Origin of the sequence: Microbacterium sp. WCS2018Hpa-9 (assembly GCF_031843745.1) — a bacterium.
Taxonomy (GTDB): Bacteria; Actinomycetota; Actinomycetes; order Actinomycetales; family Microbacteriaceae; genus Microbacterium.
In genome coordinates, this window is sequence record NZ_JAVTIY010000003.1 from 348,488 (window position 1) to 369,152 (window position 20,665).

Sequence of the window (20,665 nt, forward strand, 5' to 3'; positions counted from 1 at the left end):
CGCGGGTCGCTCTTCACTCCTCGTCGGCGAAGACCGAGCGCGCCACGGCGATGGCCGCCATGGCGCGGGGCCAGCCCGTATAGAAGGCGAGATGGGTGATGGCCTCGACGAGTTCCTCCTCGGTCACGCCGTTGTCGCGGGCGAAGGCGAGATGGAACGTGAGCTGCTCGGCCGCGCCGAGGGTGACGAGAGCTGACACCGTGACGAGGCTGCGGTCGCGGGGCGAGAGCTCGGGACGCGCCCAGACCTCGTCGAAGAGCACGGCGTCGGTGTAGTGGGCGAGGGCCGGGGCGATATCGCCCACAGCTCGCTGTCCGCCGGTCCAGCCGCTCATGCCTGCGCCTGCCCGTCGTACTCGGCGTCGGTGATGTGCTCTTTCCAGATGGTCGTCGTCGCGGGGTCGTCTCCGCTCTCGAGCATCGCGATGTGCTCCATGAACGTGCCGTCTGCTGATGCGTGCCAGTGATCCTGGCCCGGCGGGGTGTAGAGCGTCTGCCCCGGGTGGACCTCGATGATCTCCCCGTCGCGGGTGCCGAAGCGGGCGATGCCCTGCGTGACCCGCAGGTACTGGCCGCGCGCGTGCGAGTGCCAGGCAGTGCGGGCGCCCGGTGCGAACTTGACGATCGCGACCGACATCCGCTGGTCGCTCTCGTGCGGCACGGCGACCATGTCGACCCAGACATCGCCGGCGAACTGCTCCGGCGGGTTCTTTGTCGTGGACTGCGTGGGTTCGAGTTTCATTGCTTCGCTCCTTCTTTCTGCAGCGGGTGCTGAGTGCTGTCTGCGGTGGGAGGGCCGTGCTCCACGACCCCCCCCGCAGACAGGCGGTTCAGTCGGTGGTGAGCAGCACCTTGGTGGCGCGACGCTCGTCCATGGCCTTGTATCCCTCGGCCGCCTGCTCGATGGGCAGCGTCAGGTCGAAGACGATGCCGGGGTCGATCCGGTCGGTCATGATGAGGTCGATCAGCTCGGGAAGGAACCGGCGCACCGGTGCCGGTCCGCCGAGCAGGCTGACGGTCGAGAAGAACAGGTCGAGTCCGTCGAGCTCGACGCCGTGGCTGACGCCGACGTAGCCGATGTGTCCGCCGGGGCGCGTGGCGTGGATCGCCTGCATCATCGACTCCTGCGTGCCGACGGCCTCGATCGTGGAGTGCGCGCCGTAACCGCCTGTGAGCTCCTTGATCTTCGCGACACCGTCGTCGCCGCGCTCCTCGACGATGTCGGTCGCGCCGAACGTCGTCGCGAGGGCCTGACGGTCGGCGTGGCGCGACATCGCGATGATGCGCTCGGCGCCGAGCTGCTTGGCGGCGAGGATGGCGAGCAGCCCGACGGCTCCGTCGCCGACCACCGCGACGGTCTTGCCCGGGCCTGCCTCAGCGGCGACAGCGGCGAACCAGCCGGTGCCGAGCACGTCGGATGCCGCCAGCAGACTGCGGGTCTGTGCCGGCGTCGGGTCGCCCTCGACTGCGACGAGGGTGCCGTCGGCGAGGGGGATGCGGGCGTAATCGGACTGCGTGCCGACCGCGCCCATCATGACCTGGTGGATGCAGCGCGACTGGAAGCCGGCCCGGCAGATCTCGCACGTGTTGTCGGAGGCGACGAACGACCCGACGACGAAGTCGCCGACCTTGATGTCGCTGACCTCGTCGCCGATCTGCTCGACGATGCCGATGTACTCATGGCCCATCGGGGTGGGGCTGTTCACCGGCTCGATGCCGCGGTAGGGCCAGAGGTCAGAACCGCAGATGCAGGCGGCGGTGACCCGGATGATCGCATCCGTGGGCTCGACGATGGTGGGCCGCGCGATGTCGTCGACGCGGACGTCTCCGGGGGCGTGCATGACGACGGCGCGCATGGTGGCTGTGCTCGTGATGTCTGTGCTCATGGTCTCTGTGCTCATGGTGTCCAGCCTGTCCCTCTCGGAGCGCGTGAGGGAGTCCCTGTCGAGGGGTGTACTGGAAGAACCTCCCTCAGCGCGCCACTGCGGGGTAGCGTCCTGAGCATGGACAACAGATCCGAGGTCCGCGAGTTCCTGATGACCCGCCGCGCACGTGTCGCGCCGGAGTCGGTCGGCATCGCCCCCGGCACGAACAGACGCGTCGCGGGATTGCGGCGCAGCGAGGCGGCGGCGCTCGCCGGCGTGAGCGTGGAGTACTACGCCAAGCTCGAACGGGGCGCGATCGCGGGAGCCTCGGCGGCGGTGCTCGACTCCCTGGCATCGGCTCTCCAGCTCGACGACGCCGAGCGGGCGCACCTTCTCGACCTCGCGCGCGCGGCCGACGGCATCCCGTCGAGCGGTCGCTCGCGGCGGCGCACGGCGAAGCCCGGTGCCGCCCGCCCCAGCCTGGAGTGGGCGCTCGCGTCGATCACCGACGCGATCGCGTTCGTCCGCGACCCTCGACAGAACCTCGTCGCCACGAACGAGCTCGCTCGTGCGTTCTACTCACCGGTGATCGGCGACGGCGGTCGCACCCCCAACCTCGCCCGCTTCCAGTTCCTCGACCCGGCGGCGCGCGAGTTCTATCCGGATTGGGATCTCTTCGCCGAGATGTGCGTAGCGATCATGCGCGCCGAGGCCGGGCGCGACCCGCACGACAAGGGGCTGCAGGATCTCGTCGGCGAGCTGTCGACCCGCAGCGAGACGTTCCGGCGGCTGTGGGCCGCCCACGACGTGCGCATTCATGGCGCCGGCACGAAGCGGTTCCAGCATCCGCTTGTGGGCGAGCTGACGCTGGCGTACGAAGAGCTCGCCATCACGGCCGAACCCGGCAACGTGCTGCTGGTCTACTCGGCCGAGCCGGGCTCGCCCTCCGCCGAGCGTCTCGCGCTGCTCGCCTCGTGGTCGATGCAGCAGCCGCACGGCGAGTCCGTCGATGAGACCTCGGCCGCGCAGTCGAACGGCTGATCTCAGACATCGCCGACGCTACGGTCGGAGGGGCGGGAAGGTCCAGCTGCCATCCGCGATCTCCGGTCGCGGGCGGTAGAGCCGCACGAGGTAGTTCCATCCGTCGGGTGTGGGAATGGCGTTCGCCGTTCCGGCGGGCCAGTCACCGAACCTCACCGTCATCGAGCCGTCCGGATTCGGCTCGCCGGTGATGCTGTTCACGGTGTAGGCGCCGGCGTCATTGGGTTCGAAGTAGCCCACGGCGTTGTACACCGAGATGGACCAGAAGCCGTCGACGGGAACGTCTGCGACGGTGAGCTCGTATCGCCCGGGAGGCAGACCCGGGTCCACGCCGATGTACCTCGCCTCGCTGGTCGGCAGGCCGCCCCAGCCGGCCGCCGTGCCGATGAGGTGTCTGATCGGGTCGGTCTCCTCGATCGAGCCGAACATTCGGTCGAACCCGGTGAGTCGTCGGGCGAGAGCGAGCAGGGCATTCCGCGTGTCATCGAATGACACGCGGTCGTACTCGGGCGATACGAAGGGTGACGCCGATCCCGCGTTCACGTCGATCCGATCCTGAAGCGCCGCGACGGCTTCGAGATCCGAGGCATCCTGAGGGTCGACGAGAATGCGCACTGCCAGCACGACGTAGGGGGATCCGAACTCCTCGACGCTCAGTGTGTGCTCCCCGGGTTCGTGGAACACGCGGTTGATGTAGTGGTCCTGGTTGACGACCATCGCCGAGAGGTAGCGGTCGCCGTGCTCGGGAATCGTGAAGAGGGCACCGTCGGATATGTCCACGACGGCGAAGCTGTAGAGCGTGTCGCGGTTGAGGCGGATGACGGTCTGGCTGTCCACCGCGGCGGGCGCCCTGTTGTGCAGGAACCGGTTCACGCCGCCCGCGTCTCGCTGGAGGTCCTGGAGCATGCGATCGTTCTCGGCTCGGACGAAGTTGTCGGCGTTCACGATGAGGGCCATATCCGATGCTCACATATGGGCTTCGGCGCGCGCCACCCCTGAATCGAAGTCGCCTAGATGGTTGCTCCCGGTCTACAGTTGCACTTTCGCAACCAATAGCGTATAGTTGACTCTTATCAACTTTCTACACAGGAGCTCTCCACTGTGACCCACATCACTCCCACCTCTTCAGCCGAGGCGCCGCGTTCGCCTCGCGAGGTCTTCACCGCGATCTCCGGCCTCGTCGTCGGCATGTTCGTCGCCGTGCTCTCGGGCACCGTGGTGTCGACCTCGATGCCCGTCATCATCGCCGACCTCGGCGGCACCCAGTCGCAGTACACCTGGGTCATCACGGCCAGCCTTCTGGCGACCGCCGTCTCGACGCCCATCTGGGGCAAGCTCGCCGACCTCGTCGATCGCAAGATCCTCGTGCAGCTGTCACTCATCATCTTCACCGTCGGCACCGTGATCGCCGGCTTCTCGACCGACACCAACATGCTCATCGCCGTGCGCGTGATCCAGGGCATCGGCGTGGGCGGCCTCATGTCGCTCGTGATGATCGCGGTCGCCCTCATCATCTCGCCGCGCGAGCGCGGCAAGTACATGGGCGTCGTCGGCGGCATCATGGCCCTCGGCACCATCGGCGGCCCGCTGCTCGGCGGACTCCTCACCGACGTCTGGGGCTGGCGCTCCAACTTCTTCGTCGGTGTGCCCTTCGCGATCCTCGCCCTCGTGCTGCTGCAGTTCACGCTGCACCTGCCCAAGCCCCAGCGAGACAACAAGGTCTCGATCGACTACTTCGGCATCGTCCTGCTCGCCGTCGGCGTCTCGACCCTGCTCATCTGGGTCTCGATGGGCGGCAGCGAGTTCGATTGGGACTCGTCCACCAGCATCATGCTCGCCGTGATCGCCGCAGTCGCGATCGCCGGCTTCATCACCGTCGAGTTCTTCGTCAAGGAACCGATCGTGCCGATGTCGCTGTTCCGCAACCGCACTTTCACGCTCTCGGTCATCGCCTCCATCGCCATCGGAGTCTCGATGTTCGCGACCTCGGTGTTCCTCGCGCAGTACTTCCAGCTCGCTCGCGGCGCCACGCCCACCGAGTCCGGCCTCATGACGATCCCGATGATCATCGGCCAGATGGGCGCGTCGATCATCATCGGCCAGCTCGTCAGCCGGTTCGGCAAGTGGAAGGGCTGGATGGTCACCGGCTCCGTCCTCACCACGATCGGCGTCAGCCTGATGTCGACCCTGCGCTACGACACCCCGTTCCCGCTGGTCGCCGCCTACATGTTCGTGCTCGGCGCAGGCCTCGGCATGGTCATGCAGAACCTCACCCTCATCGTGCAGAACGACACGGCTCCGCAGCAGCTGGGCGCCGCCTCGTCGAACGTCAACTTCTTCCGCACGATCGCCGGCACCATCGGCGTCACGGTCATGGGTGCGACCCTCTCGACGAGCGTCGCGAACTACATCACCGATGCACTCGACGGCTTCACGCCGACGACGCCGGAAGAGGTCGACGCCCTGAAGCACCTCGCTTCGGGTGACGTGCCCAAGGTCACGCAGCTCCCCGACACGATCCGCACGATCGTCGAGGGCGCCTACGGCCACGGCATCGCCGACGCGTTCATCATCGCCATCCCGCTCGCGCTGATCGCCATCATCGCGATCGCGTTCATCAAGAACAAGCCGCTGTCGACCAAGAACGCCGCCGAGCAGCTGCGCGAGCAGGCCGAGGAGTCGGTTCTCGAGGTCACCGAAGCAGAGGTCGGTGCCACGATGTCGACCGGAGCGATCCGCCTCTCCGGCGCCGAACGCACGTCGACGTCGACCGGGTCCGTCACGGTGCTCGATCGTCAGAATCAGAATCAGAATCAGAATCCGGAGTCGAGGCACTGAGGTGATCACCTCAGACGCCGCGGCATCCCCCGATGTGGAGAGTGCCCTCGGTGACCTCCAGACGCATCTGAACCTCATCTTCGCGAGGACTCGGACGCTCTGGAGGGAATCGGCGGCCCGCATCGATCCCGAACTCCAGGTCAGCGGATACAAGCTGCTGGCGTTCATCGAGCGCGCAGGCACAGCCAACGCGCACGAGCTGGCCGATCGCTTCGAGCTCGACAAGTCGGTCATCAGCCGACAGGTGCGGATGCTCGAGGAGCTGGGTCTCATCGAGTCCCGCGCCGACGAGCGCGACGGGCGGCTGCGCGTGCTGACGCCCACGCCGGCCGCGTGCACGGTGCTCGCCGAGCTGCGTCGCGACCACGCGACTCGTCTGCGCACGGTCGTGGCCGAGCTGACGCAGGACGAGATTCAGGCGGCATCCAAGGTCTTCCGGCTGCTCGCAGAGGTCTGACCCGCGCACTCGCCGGTCGCTCCCACGTGACGTCGCGGCTTGTCGATCGACCTCTTCTGTGGTTCAGTCGAATGTCTTGTCTACGCGATTCGGCGTCCCAAGACCGTACAGAACGGTGCTTCGGTGAACTGGATCGCCTCCAACCTCGGCCTGATCTTCGATCTCACGATCAATCACGTCCGTCTGGCGATCGTGCCCATCATCCTCGGCTTCGTGATCGCGGTGCCGCTGGGCTGGGTGGCCAGCCGCAATCGCATCGCCAGGTCCTTCATCATCACCACGGGCAGCCTGCTCTACACGATCCCGTCCCTGCCGCTGTTCGTCATCCTGCCGGTCATCCTCGGAACACGGATCCTCGATGACACGAACCTGGTGGTGGCGCTCACGATCTACGCGGTCGCGATCATGCTGCGGTCGGCGACCGACGCATTCGGATCGGTCGATCGCTCGATCATCGAGTCGGCGAAGGCCATCGGCTTCTCGCGAGGCGGCCGGTTCTGGCGCGTCGAGTTCCCTCTCGCGGGTCCGGTGCTGATCGCCGGCCTCCGCGTCGTCTCCGTATCGACCATCGCTCTCGTCTCGGTGGGCGTGATCATCGGCTCAGAGAACCTCGGCTATCTCTTCCAGAACGGCAAGCAGCGCGGCATCCTCGAAGAGGTCGTCGTCGGCATCGTCATGAGTCTGCTCATCGCCCTCGTCTTCGACCTGATCCTGGTGGCGATCGGGCGGGTCCTGATGCCCTGGAGCCGCGCCGCCGACGCGAGGGGGTCGAACGGCGATCCCACCGACACCGGCGCCGATGCCGACAGCGTCGTCATCCGTCGAGTGCTCGCGCCCCCGGGGGCGGGTGTCCGATGAACTTCTTCCTCGATGCCATCGCCTGGATCTTCGACCCAGCCAACTGGGTGCCGGGCTCGCAGAGCCCGCTGCCCATCGGCGACCGACTCGTCGAGCACCTCATCTACTCAGGTGTCTCGCTCGTCATAGCGATGCTCATCGCTCTTCCGCTCGGCTTCTACATCGGGCACACCGGGCGCGGTCGACAGTTCGTGATCGGGTTCACCGGCGGCATGCGCGCTCTCCCGACGCTCGGACTCCTGTTCTTCCTCACCATGGTGCTGCGCTCGGGTCTCAGCACCACTCCGGCGGTTCTCGTCGGCTCCGTCATCGCGTTCGTCCTGCTGGCGATACCGTCACTGCTCGCCGGCGCCTACGCCGGCCTCGAGAGCGTCAGTCGCGAATCGATCGACGCGGCGCGAGCGATCGGGATGACGGAACTGCAGATCCTGCGCAAGGTCGAGATCCCCCTTGGCCTGCCGGTGATCATCGGCGGCATCCGCTCGGCCACGCTGCAGGTCATCGCGACGGTGACGATCGCCTCCTACGTCGGACTCGGTGGCCTGGGGCGCATCATCTCCTCGGGCATCGGCCTCAACGACTACACCGTGATCCTCGGAGGCGCGTTGCTGGTGACCGTTCTCGCGCTGAGCGTCGACGGCGTCTTCGCGCTCCTCCAGCGTCTCACCCGCACTCGGGGGCAGTCGACCCGCCCCCTCCGCAGTTCTTCGCAGCGCAAAAGGTCGGATGCCGCTGTGGCGCCGACCCTCGACGAAAGGATCCCCGCATGACCTCTCGAGCCCGCAAGACCCGGCTGGCAGCCTGCCTGCTCGCCGTCAGCACCACCGTCGCACTCGCCGGCTGCGCGACCGCCGACCCGACGTCATCCGGCGGCGAAGCGGCCGAGGGCGACGCCATCATCGTGGGTTCCTTCGCCTTTCCCGAGAGCGAGATCCTGGGCGAGATCTATGCGCAGGCACTCGAGGCCGAAGGCTTCGAGGTGTCGACCAAGTTCAACATCGGTCCGCGACAGCAGACGATCCCCGCCCTGCAAGACGGTTCGATCAACCTCATCCCGGAGTACAACGGCAACCTGCTGGCCTACTACGACACGGCCTACGAGGAGCGGACGACCGAGGACGTCGACGCCGCGCTGCCGGATGCCGTGGGCGCGGACGACCTGCAGGTGCTCGACTCGGCTGAGGCCGAGGACAAGGACGCCTATGTCGTGACGAAGAAGACCGCCGAGGACAACGACCTGGAGGAGATCGGCGACCTGAAGGCGCTGGAGCCCTTCTCGCTCGCCTCGAACCCGCAGTTCGGCGAACTCGGCTACGGCATCCCTGGTCTGCGCGACGTCTACGGCGTGGGCGTGGAAGCGGGTCAGGTCACGTTCGTCCCCTACGAGGACTTCGGCGGCCCCGACACGGTGCAGGCACTCGTCGACGGCACGGTTCAGGTCGCGGACATCTACACGACCTCGCCGGCGATCAAGGCCGAAGACCTCGTCGTCCTCGAGGACCCCGAGAACATGATCTCGGCGCAGAACGTCATCCCGCTGCTCTCGAAGGACATCTACACCGACAAGCTCGCAGAGGTGCTCAACGGGATCTCGGCGAAGCTCACCACCGACGACCTGATCGAGCTGCGCGACCGGGTCGAGGGCGATGAGAAGGCTTCGGCTGCGACAGCAGCGGAAGAATGGCTCACCGAGGCCGGCCTGCTCGACAAGTGATCTGATCGAAGCCCCGCCGTCTCTGAGACGGCGGGGCTTCGCCGTAAGCTGGCGAGCATGAGTGCCTCGCCCGACGAACCCGCCCGCGAGGGCGCGCCCGCCGCTGACATCGACGGTGCCGAGCCCCTCGATCCGGCCGAGCTCGACCAGGCGATCTCGAGGGTCGAGCACGAGCTGGGCCGGCTCTTCGCCCGCATCCGGGTGAGCTGGCGTGAAGCCGCGCAGACCGTGCATCCCGACCTGCAGCCGCTCGGCTATCAGGTGCTGACGTCGATCGCGACCGGCAAGGCGACCTCGGCCGGGGCGATCATCGAGCGCCTGCAGACCGACAAGTCCGCCGTCAGCCGGCATGTGCGCCAGCTCGAGCAGCTCGGGCTGGTCGAGAGCGTCGCCGATCCTGACGATCGCCGGGCGCGGGTGCTCGTCGCGACCGAGCTGGCGCAGGAGCGGGTCGCCCTGGCTCGCTCCCGCTACGAGGCGCGCCTCGGCGAGCGGCTGCGCCGCTGGTCGGCCGAGGACCTCGATCACTTCGCCGAGCTGCTCGCCGCGTTCGGCGACTGACCGAGGTCGGCGGCGCTCTCGTCGCTCAAGGGCTGGACTGGACAACGAGCCAGGACGAGACTGATTCCACCACTACAGGAATGAGGAACAGTCATGGCGTACAGGGTCGGATACTTCGTCGGAAGCCTCTCGTCCACCTCGATCAACCGCATCCTCGCGACCGCGCTGATCAGGCTCGCTCCGTCTGATCTCGAGTTCTTCGAGATCCCGATCAGAGACCTCCCTCTCTACAGTCAGGACTACGACTCCGACTACCCCGCTGTGGCGGTGGACCTCAAGGAGTCGATCGCTTCGGCGGATGCCGTGCTCTTCGTCACACCCGAGTACAACCGTTCGATCCCCGGGGGGCTCAAGAACGCGATCGACTGGGCCTCGCGGCCGTGGGGCCAGAACTCGTTCGATCACATCCCGGCCGCCGTCATCGGAGCATCGGTCGGCGCGATCGGCACGGCCGTCGCCCAGCAGAGTCTGCGCGGCGTGCTCAGCTTCTGCAACGCCCGCCAGATGACCGCCCCCGAGGCCTACATCCAGTTCTCGCCCGACACCTTCTCTGATGACGGCACGGTCACGAACGAGGGCACGGCGAAGTTCCTTCGCGACTACCTGGTCGAGTTCCGCGACCACATCGAGCGCGTACTCACTGTGTTGCCGCGCGACACGGATGCGTGAATCGACTCGCGTCGCAGGTCGTCGCGACCGCTACACCACCGCATCCGCGTAGCCTGAAGGACATGACGCTCACGAAAGCCCGCACCGCCGCCGAGGTCGTCGACTGGAGGCGTCGGGTCTTCGCCCTGTACGACGCCGTGCGCCGGGCGGACTCGGCCGAAGAAGCGCACGAGCTGTGGCGGATCGAGCGCGACGACCTCATGCTGCACCACGCGGCGAGTCCGCTGCTCGCTGACGATCGGCCGATGTTCGAGGGGCTGTCGATCGCCTCGTACGATCCGCAATGGCGTTTCGAGCTGCCCATCCTGTCCGCGGAGCCCGGCGGCTTCGACTTCGCGACCGGCACCGACGGGGTCGTGCCGTTCGAGCGAATCGGCAGGGTCGAGGTTCCCGACACCGGATCGCTCGACGTCTGGCGGCTGACGACCTACGGCGGCGGGATCTTCATCCCGGTGCGTGACGCGCTCGCCGGGCGGTCGGGTGGCACCTACGGGGGAGGCCGCTACCTGATCGACACGATCAAGGGCGCAGATCTCGGATCGGATGCCGAACGCGGCACGATCGTGCTCGACTTCAACTTCGCCTACAACCCGTCCTGCGCGTACGACCCCGCGTGGGCGTGCCCGCTCGCGCAGCCCGGCAACGTGCTGCCGGTGGCGGTTCCGGTGGGCGAGATATACGGCGGCGCCGCCGCCTGACCATCCGGCGTGCATATCGCGGTGGGGGAATACCGCACCCGTCTCGGGTCTTGTTCTGAGCGTGACTCTTTTCGAACCGGCCGTCTTCGGCGCCCTCAAGCTGTCCAACCGCGTCGTCATGGCGCCCCTCACCCGCACGCGTGCGGACGATGACGGGGTGCCCACCGAGACCATGGTCGAGTACTACCGCCAGCGGGCGGGTCAGGGCCTCATCATCTCGGAGGGCACGTGGCCGGCGGCCGAGGGCAAGTCGTACTTCGGGCAGCCCGGAATCGTCACGCCTGAGCAGATCGCCGGCTGGCAGCCCGTCGCCGACGCCGTGCACGAGGCCGGCGGCACCATCGTCATGCAGCTGATGCACGGCGGCCGCGTCTCGCACCCCGCGATCTCGGGTGAGACGCGCGTCGTCGCGCCGAGCGCGCTCGCCGCGCCCGGCCAGACCCACACCCCCGAGGGCAAGGTCGACATGCCGGTCGCCCATGCCCTGACCCTCGACGAGATCCCGATGGTCGTCGAGCAGTTCGCACAGGCGGCGCGCAACGCGATCGCCGCGGGCTTCGACGGCGTCGAGGTGCACGGTGCGAACGGCTACCTCGTGCAGGAGTTCCTGTCGCCGGTGTCGAACATCCGCGACGACCAGTACGGCGGATCGCCGGTGAACCGCGCGCGCTTCGCCATCGAGGTCACCCGTGCGGTGGCCGAGGCCGTCGGTGCCGATCGCACCGGCATCCGCCTGTCGCCGCAGCACAACATCCAGGGCGTCCTCGAAGAGGATGACGACGACGCGCTCGCCACCTACCTCGCCGTCGCAGAAGGCCTCGCGCCCCTCGACCTCGCCTTCGTCGACATCCTGAGCGCCGCCCCGACGAGCGAGCTGGTGCAGCGCATCCGCCGCACCGCCGGTGCGCCGCTGATCGTCAACTCCGGCTTCACCTCGCCCACGACCCGCGACGAGGCCGAGACCCTCGTCGACGAGGGATGGGCCGATGCCGTCGCCGCAGGGCGCCCGGTGATCGCCAACCCCGACCTGGTCGAGCGCTGGCGTGAGGACGCCGAGCTGAACGAGCCGCGCCCCGCGCTGTTCTACGGCCGCACCGCCGAGGGCTACACCGACTACCCGTCGCTCGAGGCCGTGCGCGCCGACGCCTGAGCGCAGGCCCAGGGGTTGAGCAGGTGCAGGCCGGGTCGGCCGCTCGAGATGCCCCTGTCGGAGTGGGATCGCGGAGCGTACAGTGACCGCATGATCACCGACGATCCCACTCTGACGAATCCTGATCACTACCGGACGCTCTGGGAGAACGAGTTCGTCCGCGTGCTCGAGTACACCGATGCGCCAGGTGATCAGACGACTCCGCACGACCACCCGAACAGCGTCATGGTCACCCTGAGCGACTTCTCGCGCCGGCTCTCAGCCGGCGACCGGACCTTCGACACGTCGCTGCCGAGCGGACAGGCGGTCTGGATCCCGGCCCAGAGGCACTCGGGCGAGAACACGGGAACGACACCGACGCACACGATCCTCGTCGAGCTGAAGGGCGACGCGGCGGGGGAGATGAACCCGGCCGCTCTGGGCCCGCGGACCTGAGCGCCTGCGTGCGGGGCCGGGCCGTCGACGCCGGACGGCTCAGCGCCGCACGACCCGAGCGCGCGTCTTCGCGACGCTGCTGAGGGTGGCTCGAACGGGCGTGCCCAGATACAGACCGAGCGATGCCCCCGAGGCCAGCGCGATGCCGATGACCACGGCGTCGACCAGCGACCCTCCGATGCCCACCACGCCCGATGCCGTCCCGGCCGAGTGGATCATCTCGAGCAGCCCCTGGAACACCGCGACACCGGGCACGAGCGGCACGATGGCCGCCGTCGTCACCGCGACGGACGGCACATGCAGCTTCACGGCGATCAGCATCCCGATGAAGCTGGCGAGCAGTGCGCCGATCGCGCTCGCCGCGGCCGGATGCAGGTTCAGGCCGACCATGGCCGAGTACCCGGCGATTGTCACGGCGCTGAGCAGCGCGCTCACGAGGATGATGCGGATGCCGGCGCCGTTGAAGACGGCGACGGCGATCGCGATGATGATCGCCCCGAGGAACTGATTCAGCAGCGGACCGAACGGGGCGGGGTCGTCGGGCAGGCCCATCGTGAACCCGAGCACGCTGCCGACTTCGAGACCGACGAGGATGCCGATCACGACGCCGAGCGTCTGCATCGTCAGATCGAGGATGCGCCCGCCCGCGGTGAGCGCGAAGCCGTCGATCGCGTCCTGCGCGGCGCCGACGACGGTGAGTCCGGCGAGCATGAGCACGATTCCCGAGGCCACGATGATCGAGGGGCGGATGCCGACGAACGGCTCTATCCCCGCAGAGCCCAGCGCCGAGACGGCGACCGCCACCACCGTGGTGACCAGGCCTCCGGCGATCTGGCTGAAAAACAGGGGAACCCTGACGCGCGCGAGACCCGCCTGGGTCAGTGCCGCGCACAGCGCCGCGACGAAGGTGAGTCCGACGATGAGCGCCGAGGCGCCGAGCATGATGCTGACGCCGACCGCCAGCAGCGCTCTGGCCACGATGACGACCGGCTGCTGGTAGCGGAACGGCACACGGCGCAGCACGCGGAAGGCGGTGCGAGCCGATTCGAGGTCGAGGCCGTCGTCGATGTCGGCGACCAGCGCCTGCACACGCTGCAGCTTGGCGTGATCAGGTGCCGCCACCCGCACGACGCGCACCAGCGTCTCTGGCCAGACCTCGCCGCTCAGATGGAACGAGACCGTGATCGAGTTGTAGGTCACATCGACCTGCACGTCTCGCATGCCGTACGCGGCGCAGACGCGGGTGATGGCCAGCGTCACCTCGTGGGCGGAGGCGCCGACGCCGAACATCGACTCGCCGATTCGGGTGGCGAGATCGAGGACCCTCGGCACGGTGCGTTCGTCGATGACGGGCATCGCCTCGGTGTGGGCGACGGCGGAGGGATCGGTGTGCAGGATGCGTTGTACGGAGGCGAGCAGTCGCCGCGGGGGGTTCGGGGACACCTCCCCATTCTCCCCTTCGTCAGGCGTGCGCGGGAACGTCGAGACGCTCAGCCGGCGGTGCGGTGCCCTCTGCGGGCTCGGGCACGAGGTACAGACCGCTCGGCGCACTGGCGGTGAAGGCGAGGGCTTCGATCCAGGCGCGGTTGATCGAGGGCTGACGGCTTCCGCTGTACTTGAAGACGAGCGAGCTGCCGGCATGCACCCAGACGGTGGTGCGGCCGCCGCCGACGCTCATGTCCTCACGCCAGGTGAAGCTGAAGGGCTCTCCACGCCGCAGCTTGGCGGTGATGACGAGCTGCAGGTGCGTGAGTGCACGGTCTTCGATGTCGGCCTTGACGCTGCCTTCATAGACGAGCTTTCCCATGATGATCTCCTCGCTGCGCCACGGAACCCATGTCATGAGACGGGATCTGATGATCACCGGTGGTGCTACCAGCATCCCATAATATCGTGGGCCGGCGGCTGTGCATCCGCCGGCCCATCACGCCGTCTCTCAGGGCATGCGACCGAAGGTGGCGTCGATGTCGGCCATCTCCATCGCGGCGGTCGCCTCGATCAGCGCACGCAGCTCCTTGTCGGCACCCGGCGAGAACTCCTCGAGCCGCTCGGGGGAGATCGTCATCGGCGCGCCGACGGGGGCCTGCTCGCTGGCATCCAGGGTGGTGCCGTCGTTCGACGGCGAGGCGCCCTGGAAGATCTTGCCCGCTTCGGACTGGGCAGTGAGATCGAATGAGTAGTTCTTGCTCTGCAGACCGAGGTCGAGCAGCTTCTTGACCTCGGGGAACTGCTCGGCGTTGGTCTTGGGAATGGGCAGCGACGTGCGCCAGTTCACCCCGAGAGTCTCGAGTGCCTTGGCATACGCGTTCTCATGCGCCTGGTCGCGGACGATCAGGTACGAGATCGTGCTGCGGGCGGTCTTGTTGTCGGTCATCTCGTACAGACGGCACTTCTGAAGGCGGCCCGTCGACTCGAGCATCAGGTTGTAGAGCAGGTCGAGCACGAGATTGCCCGAGTTGTAGACGTAGCTTCCCGACCAGGGGTTGCCGACGGCGTCGACGGGCAGAGCGCCCTGAGCTCCGACCAGGTAATGGTGGATGTTGCTCGTGTCGAGTGCGATGTTCAGGGGCGTCGCGCCGCCGGCGCCGGGCTTGTCGACCGGATCGGTCGGCTTTCCCTGATACTGCGGCGATCCGTCGAGCAGACGCGAGATCGTCGTGCCGATGAGCTCGACGTGGCTGATCTCCTCGGTGCCGATGCCCTGGATCAGGTCCTTGTACGGCTTGCCGTCGGGGCCTCTGAAGTTGATGCTCTGGAAGAGGTACTGCATCATCGTGCGCATCTCGCCGAACTGTCCGCCGAGACCCTCCTGCAGTGCGTTCGCGGCGGCGGGATCCGGCTCGTCCTGAGCGATCTCGTTGATGAACTCCTGAACGTGGAAATACATGTCGGCCTCCGTCGGTCGTTGCTGGGGTGTCGGGCCACTGTGCGCCTCTGCGACGGATCGACCTCCTCCCTCGACGGGGCGACCCGATGGACGTACTATGCGTGCCGACAGAGCGCGACCGGCCCCACACCCGCACCGGGGAATTGTCAAGGCCCGTGGTGCGCGGACGCGACCGGCGTACTCTGCGAACCAGAGTCCACAGGACACCACAGTGGGCCGTAGCGGAGCTGTTCGTGTCGACAGCGGATGACTTCGGAGAAGAGGTCGTCATGGACGCCACCGGTCAGACCATCCGCACTCGCCCACGCGACACCGCGCGCGGCGGATCGAGCGCCTTCACCGAGCTGGCGCTGCAGATCCGCGAACGCGGACTGCTGCGCCGTCGGTACGGCTATTACTGGACCAAACTCATCGCGGCACCGTTGGTCGTCGCGGTCAGTCTCACAGCCTTCGTGTGGATCGGCGACACCTGGTGGCAGCTGTTCACCGCCGCCGTGCTCGCGATCGTCTTCACGCAGATCGCGTTCCTCGGCCACGACGCGGCGCACCGGCAGATCTTCGTGTCGGGGCGGTGGAACGACTGGTCCAGCATCATCCTGGGCGATCTGCTCGTCGGCATGAGCTACGGCTGGTGGCAGCACAAGCACACGCGCCACCATGCGAACCCGAACAAGCTCGGGACCGACCCTGACATCGAGCTGCCGGTCATCGCGGTCACCCCTGAGACGGCCGCACGGCGGCACAGCGCGGCGGTCACCTGGCTGCAGGCGCACCAGGGGCTGCTGTTCTTCCCGATCCTGCTCTTGGAGGGGCTGTCGCTGCACGCGTCGAGCGTGCGACGAGTGGTCACCCGCGGGCGCCTCGAGCGGCGGTGGGCCGAGATCGCCTTTCTCAGCATCCGGATGATCGGATTCGTCACGCTCGTGTTCATCGTGCTGTCGCCCGGCATCGCGTTCGTGTTCCTCGCGGTGCAGCTGGGCCTGTTCGGTTTCTACATGGGCATCGCGTTCGCGCCGAACCACAAGGGCATGCCGGTGGTTCCGAAAGACCTGACCCTGGACTTCCTCCGGAGGCAGGTGCTGATGAGCCGCAATGTGCGGGGGAGTCGCGTGATCGATGTCGTGATGGGCGGCCTGAACTATCAGATCGAGCACCATCTGTTCCCGTCGATGCCCCGGCCGCACCTGCGTCGGGCAGCTCCCCTCGTCGCCGCCTACTGCGACGCCCACGACGTGAAGTACACGCAGGTCGGGCTGTTCGCGTCGTATGCGATCGTGGTGCGCTACATCAATCGGGTCGGACTCGGCGAGCGCGACGTGTTCTCCTGTCCGCTCGCCGAGCAGCGCGACCATCTGGTCGCGTCAGCTCGCTGACGAACGCCCCGCTGTCAACCCTCTGTCGCATCGCTCGCGCACGACGGAGGGTGGCAGTCCGCATTCGATGAGGAGGACGCATCATGAAGGCACTCACCTGGCAGGGCACGCGCAACGTGACGGTCGAGGAGGTGCCCGATCCGGTCATCGAGCATGCGACGGACGCGATCGTCCGGATCACCTCTTCGGCGATCTGCGGCTCCGACCTGCACCTGTACGAACTGCTCGGTCCGTTCCTCGACAAGGGCGACATCCTCGGCCACGAGCCGATGGGCGTCGTCGTCGAGGTGGGCGGCGCCGTGCGTGATCTGGCGGTCGGCGACCGGGTCGTCGTGCCGTTCAACATCTCGTGCGGCCACTGCTTCTTCTGTCTGCGGGGCCTGCAATCGCAGTGCGAGACGACGCAGGTGAAGGAGTACGGCAGCGGCGCCTCGCTGTTCGGCTACACCAAGCTCTACGGGCAGGTCCCCGGCGGACAGGCCGAGTATCTGCGGGTTCCGCTGGCCGACTACAACCACATCAAGGTCGCCTCCGACCTGCCGGACGAGCGCTACCTGTTCCTCAGCGACATCCTGCCGACCGCCTGGCAGGGCGTCGAGTACGCGAATGTGCCAGACGGCGGAACGCTCGCAGTGATGGGACTGGGGCCGGTCGGCCAGTTCGTCGCCCGTGTGGGCGCGCACCGCGGCTATCGGGTGCTCGCGGTGGATCCCGTCGCCGAGCGACGCGAGATGGCCGCCCGACACGGTGCGGAGGTCTTCGACCTGACCGACGACATCGTCGCAGAGCTGCGCGATCTCACGGACGGACGAGGGGCGGATGCCGTCGTCGACGCCGTCGGCATGGAGGCGCACGGCAACCCGGGCATCAAGCTCGTGCAGCGCGCCGTCGGCCTGCTGCCCGACCCGGCAGCCAGACAGGTCTTCGACAAGGCGGGCATCGATCGCCTCGCCGCCCTGTACGCCTCGATCGACGTCGTGCGCCGCGGCGGCACGGTGTCGCTCAGCGGCGTCTATGCGGGGGATGCCGACATCATGCCGATGAAGACGCTGTTCGACAAGCAGGTCAGCATCCGCATGGGCCAGTGCAACGTCAAGCGCTGGATCGACGACCTGATGCCACTGGTCGAGGACCTCAGCGACCCACTGGGCGTGATGGATCTCACGACCCACACCGCTCCGCTCGAAGACGCCCCCGCGCTCTATGAGACCTTCCAGCGCAAGGACGACGGCTGCATCAAGGTCGTGCTCCAGCCGTCCACCGTCTGAGCGACAACGCGTGTGAGCGTCAGCGCGTCGCGTCGAACTGCGCGGCGGGCGCGCTCTGCTGAACTCGACCGCGGATGAAGAACAGCAGGACGATGCCCACGATGATCACGGCGGGGTTGCCGAGACCCGCAAGAGCGCCGAGTCCGCCGTCGACCGGGTACGCGGTGTACAGGAAGATGCTCGGGTCGGTGCTGGCGTGCAGCAGGATCGGGGCGATGATCGTGCCGGTCACCCGCATCGCGAGGTACATGCAGACGCCGAATCCGAACGTGTAGACCAGCTGGATGGCCGTGGCGAACAGCGACTGCCCGGTGAGCAGGTTGCCCGCATGCAGGAGGGCGAACAGCGCGGAAGAGATCGCGGCGACGGCGATCTCGCGCTGCCCCGCCTTGCGGAGCAGGTTGACCACGAGACCTCGCGTCAGCACCTCCTCGGCGAATCCGATGAACACGCCGGCCAGCAGCCATGTCGCCACGACCTCGAACCCGGCAGCGCCGTAGTCGACCGAGAGGAAGTGGAGCACGTTGAACAGAAGCACGACGACGATGGCGATCCACATCCAGCCACGACCACGGATCGGCTGCGGGGCGAAGACCTCTTTCAGCCAGCCGACGGATGCCGCGAACGCGACCAGCAGCAGGCTTCCGACCAGGATCGGGATGACGTAGAACACGAGGAGGCCTTCGGCGCTCTGCGGGTCGTCGATCTGAGAGGCGATCGGGGTCAGCAGCAGCGACAGACCGTTGTACAGGACGAAGTACACGACGACGAGGACGAGGGCGCGCCACCAGCCGCCCTTTTCCCAGAACCGTCGCCAGCCGGACTGCGTCACATCGGTCATCGTGCTTTCCCTCCGCGTCCGCGCGGGTCGCGGCTCTCGACCAATATATGGGTGGGCCTACGTCAGGTGAGCGCGCCCCTCGGCGAGGTATCCCAACCGGTGCAGTGTCTCTGAGTTGCGCCAGCGCAGCAGGGGAGTGGTGATGACACCGGGCAGCAGTGTGGCGGGGCCCTCCACCGGTTCCTCGTCGATGCGCACCATCGTGCCACCGTCATACGAGCGGACACGCAGCGTCACCCGAGCCTCGCCGATCGGCCAGCCCTTCGCACGCATGACCATCCGGTGCGGAGGATCCCATTCCTCGACCACGGTCGTGTCGTCGAGCAGGGCGGGCCAGACGCCCACCGAGTGGTGCAGTTCGGCGCCGGGCTGCGGCCAGGTGTCATCGACGTCGCGCATGCGCGAGGCGCCGACGACCCACGCCGGGTAGAGCCAGGCGTCGGCCAGCACCCGGAACACGTCGTCGGGGTGGCAGTTCATCGTGCGGACGTTCTTGGCCATGGCGGCTCCTTCTTCTCGCGCGTCTCTGCATCGTCCTTCCATCGGCGCCGTCACCCCAGGGGGTTGACGGCACGGGATGCCGGGGTGCTAGCACACGCCCCGTATCCGCGCCTCCCCCTGGAACAGGGCGCTCGACTCTGCGAACGTCGGGTCATGGCACTCATCGATCTTCCCGTTCGCGCCGCCCGCAGATTCGGCGCTCTGGCGCACGACGACGCACCCACACTGCTCACCCGCGGCTACGGCTTCGGCCCACGGATCTGGCGCAGGGTGCGACCGGGTGCGAGGTCGGCGCCGATGCGTCTGCTGGGCGATGACACCGTGTTCGTGCGCGGCGTCGAGGGCGTCGAGCTCTTCTACGACGAGACTCGCATCGCGCGCTCCGGGGCCATGCCGGCCCTCGTGCAGGAGAGCCTGTTCGGCCACGGCTCCGTACACAGCCTCGACGGACACGAGCACAAGCATCGCAAGGCCACATTCATCGACGTCGCCTACGACGACGAGCAGGTCGCACGGTTGACCCCGTGGCTCGAGCGCGAGTGGGAGCGCGAGCGGCAGGCGTGGCTCGACGGCGGCACGCGCAGCGCCTACGACGCGGCCGTCGGCGCGCTGGGCCGCGCGATCATGGGGTGGGCGGGTGTGCCGGGCACGTCCGCAGCGAAGACGCGGTGGGCCGTGCGGCTCGCGCAGATCGTCGACGGGTTCGGCTCGCCGTACTCGCCGGAGTACCTCGCCGCCCTGGCCAACCGGTGGTGGTCTGACCGCCACTCCGCTCGGCTCATCGAGGCGGTGCGGCACGGCGGGCTCAGCGCCGAACCGGGAACGGCGCTCGAGCAATGGGCGCACCACCGCGATCAGGACGGCGAGCTGCTCCCCGCCCGCATCGCGGGCGTCGAGCTGCAGAACAGCATCCGCCCGATGATCGCGGTCGCGCGCTTCGTCGCGTTCGCTGCCAAGGCGCTCAACGAGCACCCCGAGTGGCGTGAGCGCATCGCCGCCGAAGCCGCCGAACGGGGATCACTCGTCGGCGGACCGCTGTCGATCATGTTCGCGCAGGAGATCCGCCGTACCTCCCCGTTCGTGCCGATGCTCCCCGGGTGGGCGATCGCCGACGTCGAACTCGACGGACACAAGGTGGATGCCGGAGGACGCGTCGTGCTCGACATCCTCGGCACGAACACCGACGACCGCTTCTGGGCGCGTCCTGAGCGGTTCGACCCGGAGCGCTTCCGTGATGTCGGCGCAGACTACGAGGCGCTCGCCGCGTTCATCCCGCACGGCGGAGCAGACGTCGCGACCGGTCATCGATGCCCCGGCGAGAAGCTCGCGATCGCGGGCCTCGGCGCCGCTGTCACGGTGCTCAGCGATCCCGATCTGCGAATCCTCGACGACGGTCTCGACGTCAACCGACGTCGGCTCCCCACCAAGCCCCGCTCCGGTGGCAAGGTGCGGTCGGCGACGGCACCCGCGTCGAGTGGCTGCCCCTTCCATCGGCAGTGAGACTGCGCCG

At 67.7% G+C, this 20,665-nt stretch carries 23 protein-coding genes; 14 read left to right on the top strand and 9 right to left on the bottom strand.

Annotation, left to right across the window (positions count from 1 at the left end; genetic code table 11):
• Nucleotides 1-13: 13 nt before the first annotated feature.
• The 3 genes from RQG82_RS08350 to RQG82_RS08360 form a co-directional block, all read right to left on the bottom strand.
• Nucleotides 14-334, bottom strand: coding sequence for a carboxymuconolactone decarboxylase family protein (locus tag RQG82_RS08350; RefSeq protein WP_311258632.1), 321 nt, complete (start codon nt 332-334; stop codon nt 14-16).
• Nucleotides 331-741 carry a cupin domain-containing protein gene (locus RQG82_RS08355; protein WP_311258633.1) on the bottom strand — a complete coding sequence of 137 codons (411 nt, stop codon included), beginning with the start codon at nt 739-741 and terminating at the stop codon, nt 331-333. Before RQG82_RS08355 ends, RQG82_RS08350 begins: the two co-directional genes overlap by 4 nt.
• Nucleotides 742-829: 88 nt before the next feature.
• On the bottom strand, nt 830-1,855 hold the full coding sequence (locus RQG82_RS08360) for a zinc-dependent alcohol dehydrogenase family protein (RefSeq protein ID WP_311258808.1): 1,026 nt from the start codon (nt 1,853-1,855) through the stop codon (nt 830-832).
• Between the two features lie 147 nt (nt 1,856-2,002).
• On the opposite strand from RQG82_RS08360, the gene RQG82_RS08365 reads away from it, so the two are divergent.
• The gene (locus tag RQG82_RS08365; RefSeq protein WP_311258634.1) at nt 2,003-2,905 is read left to right on the top strand and encodes a helix-turn-helix transcriptional regulator; all 903 of its coding nucleotides are present in this window, start codon (nt 2,003-2,005) and stop codon (nt 2,903-2,905) included.
• A gap of 18 nt (nt 2,906-2,923) precedes the next feature.
• Here RQG82_RS08365 and RQG82_RS08370 read toward each other — a convergent pair whose 3' ends face one another.
• The gene (locus tag RQG82_RS08370) at nt 2,924-3,862 is read right to left on the bottom strand and encodes a DUF1214 domain-containing protein (protein WP_311258635.1); all 939 of its coding nucleotides are present in this window, start codon (nt 3,860-3,862) and stop codon (nt 2,924-2,926) included.
• Between the two features lie 102 nt (nt 3,863-3,964).
• Between RQG82_RS08370 and RQG82_RS08375 the strand changes: the two genes are divergently transcribed.
• From RQG82_RS08375 to RQG82_RS08420, 10 genes are all read left to right on the top strand, one after another.
• A complete protein-coding gene (locus RQG82_RS08375; protein ID WP_311258809.1) occupies nt 3,965-5,743 on the top strand; it encodes an MDR family MFS transporter in 1,779 nt (592 codons plus the stop codon).
• 1 nt (nt 5,744) lies between these two features.
• On the top strand, nt 5,745-6,200 hold the full coding sequence (locus tag RQG82_RS08380) for a MarR family transcriptional regulator (protein WP_311258636.1): 456 nt from the start codon (nt 5,745-5,747) through the stop codon (nt 6,198-6,200).
• A 123-nt stretch (nt 6,201-6,323) separates the two neighbouring features.
• Nucleotides 6,324-7,058: an ABC transporter permease gene (locus tag RQG82_RS08385; RefSeq protein ID WP_311258637.1), complete on the top strand. Its 735-nt coding sequence runs from the start codon at nt 6,324-6,326 to the stop codon at nt 7,056-7,058.
• Nucleotides 7,055-7,828: an ABC transporter permease gene (locus RQG82_RS08390; RefSeq protein WP_311258638.1), complete on the top strand. Its 774-nt coding sequence runs from the start codon at nt 7,055-7,057 to the stop codon at nt 7,826-7,828. Before RQG82_RS08385 ends, RQG82_RS08390 begins: the two co-directional genes overlap by 4 nt.
• A complete protein-coding gene (locus tag RQG82_RS08395; RefSeq protein WP_311258639.1) occupies nt 7,825-8,772 on the top strand; it encodes an ABC transporter substrate-binding protein in 948 nt (315 codons plus the stop codon). Before RQG82_RS08390 ends, RQG82_RS08395 begins: the two co-directional genes overlap by 4 nt.
• Before the next feature lie 57 nt (nt 8,773-8,829).
• Entirely contained in the window at nt 8,830-9,333 is a 504-nt protein-coding gene (locus tag RQG82_RS08400; RefSeq protein WP_311258640.1) for a MarR family transcriptional regulator, read from the top strand.
• A gap of 93 nt (nt 9,334-9,426) precedes the next feature.
• On the top strand, nt 9,427-10,002 hold the full coding sequence (locus RQG82_RS08405) for an NADPH-dependent FMN reductase (protein WP_311258641.1): 576 nt from the start codon (nt 9,427-9,429) through the stop codon (nt 10,000-10,002).
• A 62-nt stretch (nt 10,003-10,064) separates the two neighbouring features.
• Entirely contained in the window at nt 10,065-10,700 is a 636-nt protein-coding gene (locus RQG82_RS08410; RefSeq protein WP_311258642.1) for a DUF1684 domain-containing protein, read from the top strand.
• 61 nt (nt 10,701-10,761) lie between these two features.
• Entirely contained in the window at nt 10,762-11,850 is a 1,089-nt protein-coding gene (locus RQG82_RS08415; RefSeq protein WP_311258643.1) for an alkene reductase, read from the top strand.
• Nucleotides 11,851-11,940: 90 nt separating this feature from the next.
• Entirely contained in the window at nt 11,941-12,285 is a 345-nt protein-coding gene (locus RQG82_RS08420; RefSeq protein WP_311258644.1) for a cytoplasmic protein, read from the top strand.
• Between the two features lie 39 nt (nt 12,286-12,324).
• Here RQG82_RS08420 and RQG82_RS08425 read toward each other — a convergent pair whose 3' ends face one another.
• From RQG82_RS08425 to RQG82_RS08435, 3 genes are all read right to left on the bottom strand, one after another.
• Nucleotides 12,325-13,728: a threonine/serine exporter family protein gene (locus RQG82_RS08425; protein ID WP_311258645.1), complete on the bottom strand. Its 1,404-nt coding sequence runs from the start codon at nt 13,726-13,728 to the stop codon at nt 12,325-12,327.
• A gap of 19 nt (nt 13,729-13,747) precedes the next feature.
• Nucleotides 13,748-14,092, bottom strand: a complete 345-nt coding sequence (locus RQG82_RS08430; protein ID WP_311258646.1) for an ATP-dependent DNA ligase — start codon at nt 14,090-14,092, stop codon at nt 13,748-13,750.
• Nucleotides 14,093-14,221: 129 nt separating this feature from the next.
• A complete protein-coding gene (locus tag RQG82_RS08435) occupies nt 14,222-15,172 on the bottom strand; it encodes a manganese catalase family protein (RefSeq protein WP_311258647.1) in 951 nt (316 codons plus the stop codon).
• 269 nt (nt 15,173-15,441) lie between these two features.
• Between RQG82_RS08435 and RQG82_RS08440 the strand changes: the two genes are divergently transcribed.
• Both RQG82_RS08440 and RQG82_RS08445 read left to right on the top strand, forming a co-directional pair.
• Complete coding sequence (locus RQG82_RS08440) at nt 15,442-16,545, top strand: acyl-CoA desaturase (protein ID WP_311258810.1); 1,104 nt, start codon at nt 15,442-15,444, stop codon at nt 16,543-16,545.
• Nucleotides 16,546-16,628: 83 nt separating this feature from the next.
• Nucleotides 16,629-17,813 carry an alcohol dehydrogenase catalytic domain-containing protein gene (locus tag RQG82_RS08445; protein ID WP_311258648.1) on the top strand — a complete coding sequence of 395 codons (1,185 nt, stop codon included), beginning with the start codon at nt 16,629-16,631 and terminating at the stop codon, nt 17,811-17,813.
• Nucleotides 17,814-17,832: 19 nt separating this feature from the next.
• On the opposite strand, the gene RQG82_RS08450 is transcribed toward RQG82_RS08445, so the two are convergent.
• Together RQG82_RS08450 and RQG82_RS08455 are read right to left on the bottom strand one after the other, a co-directional pair.
• Nucleotides 17,833-18,654 carry a CPBP family intramembrane glutamic endopeptidase gene (locus RQG82_RS08450; RefSeq protein ID WP_311258649.1) on the bottom strand — a complete coding sequence of 274 codons (822 nt, stop codon included), beginning with the start codon at nt 18,652-18,654 and terminating at the stop codon, nt 17,833-17,835.
• Nucleotides 18,655-18,711: 57 nt separating this feature from the next.
• Entirely contained in the window at nt 18,712-19,155 is a 444-nt protein-coding gene (locus RQG82_RS08455; protein ID WP_311258650.1) for an SRPBCC family protein, read from the bottom strand.
• Between the two features lie 153 nt (nt 19,156-19,308).
• Between RQG82_RS08455 and RQG82_RS08460 the strand changes: the two genes are divergently transcribed.
• Entirely contained in the window at nt 19,309-20,655 is a 1,347-nt protein-coding gene (locus RQG82_RS08460; protein ID WP_311258651.1) for a cytochrome P450, read from the top strand.
• The last annotated feature ends 10 nt before the right edge of the window (nt 20,656-20,665 follow it).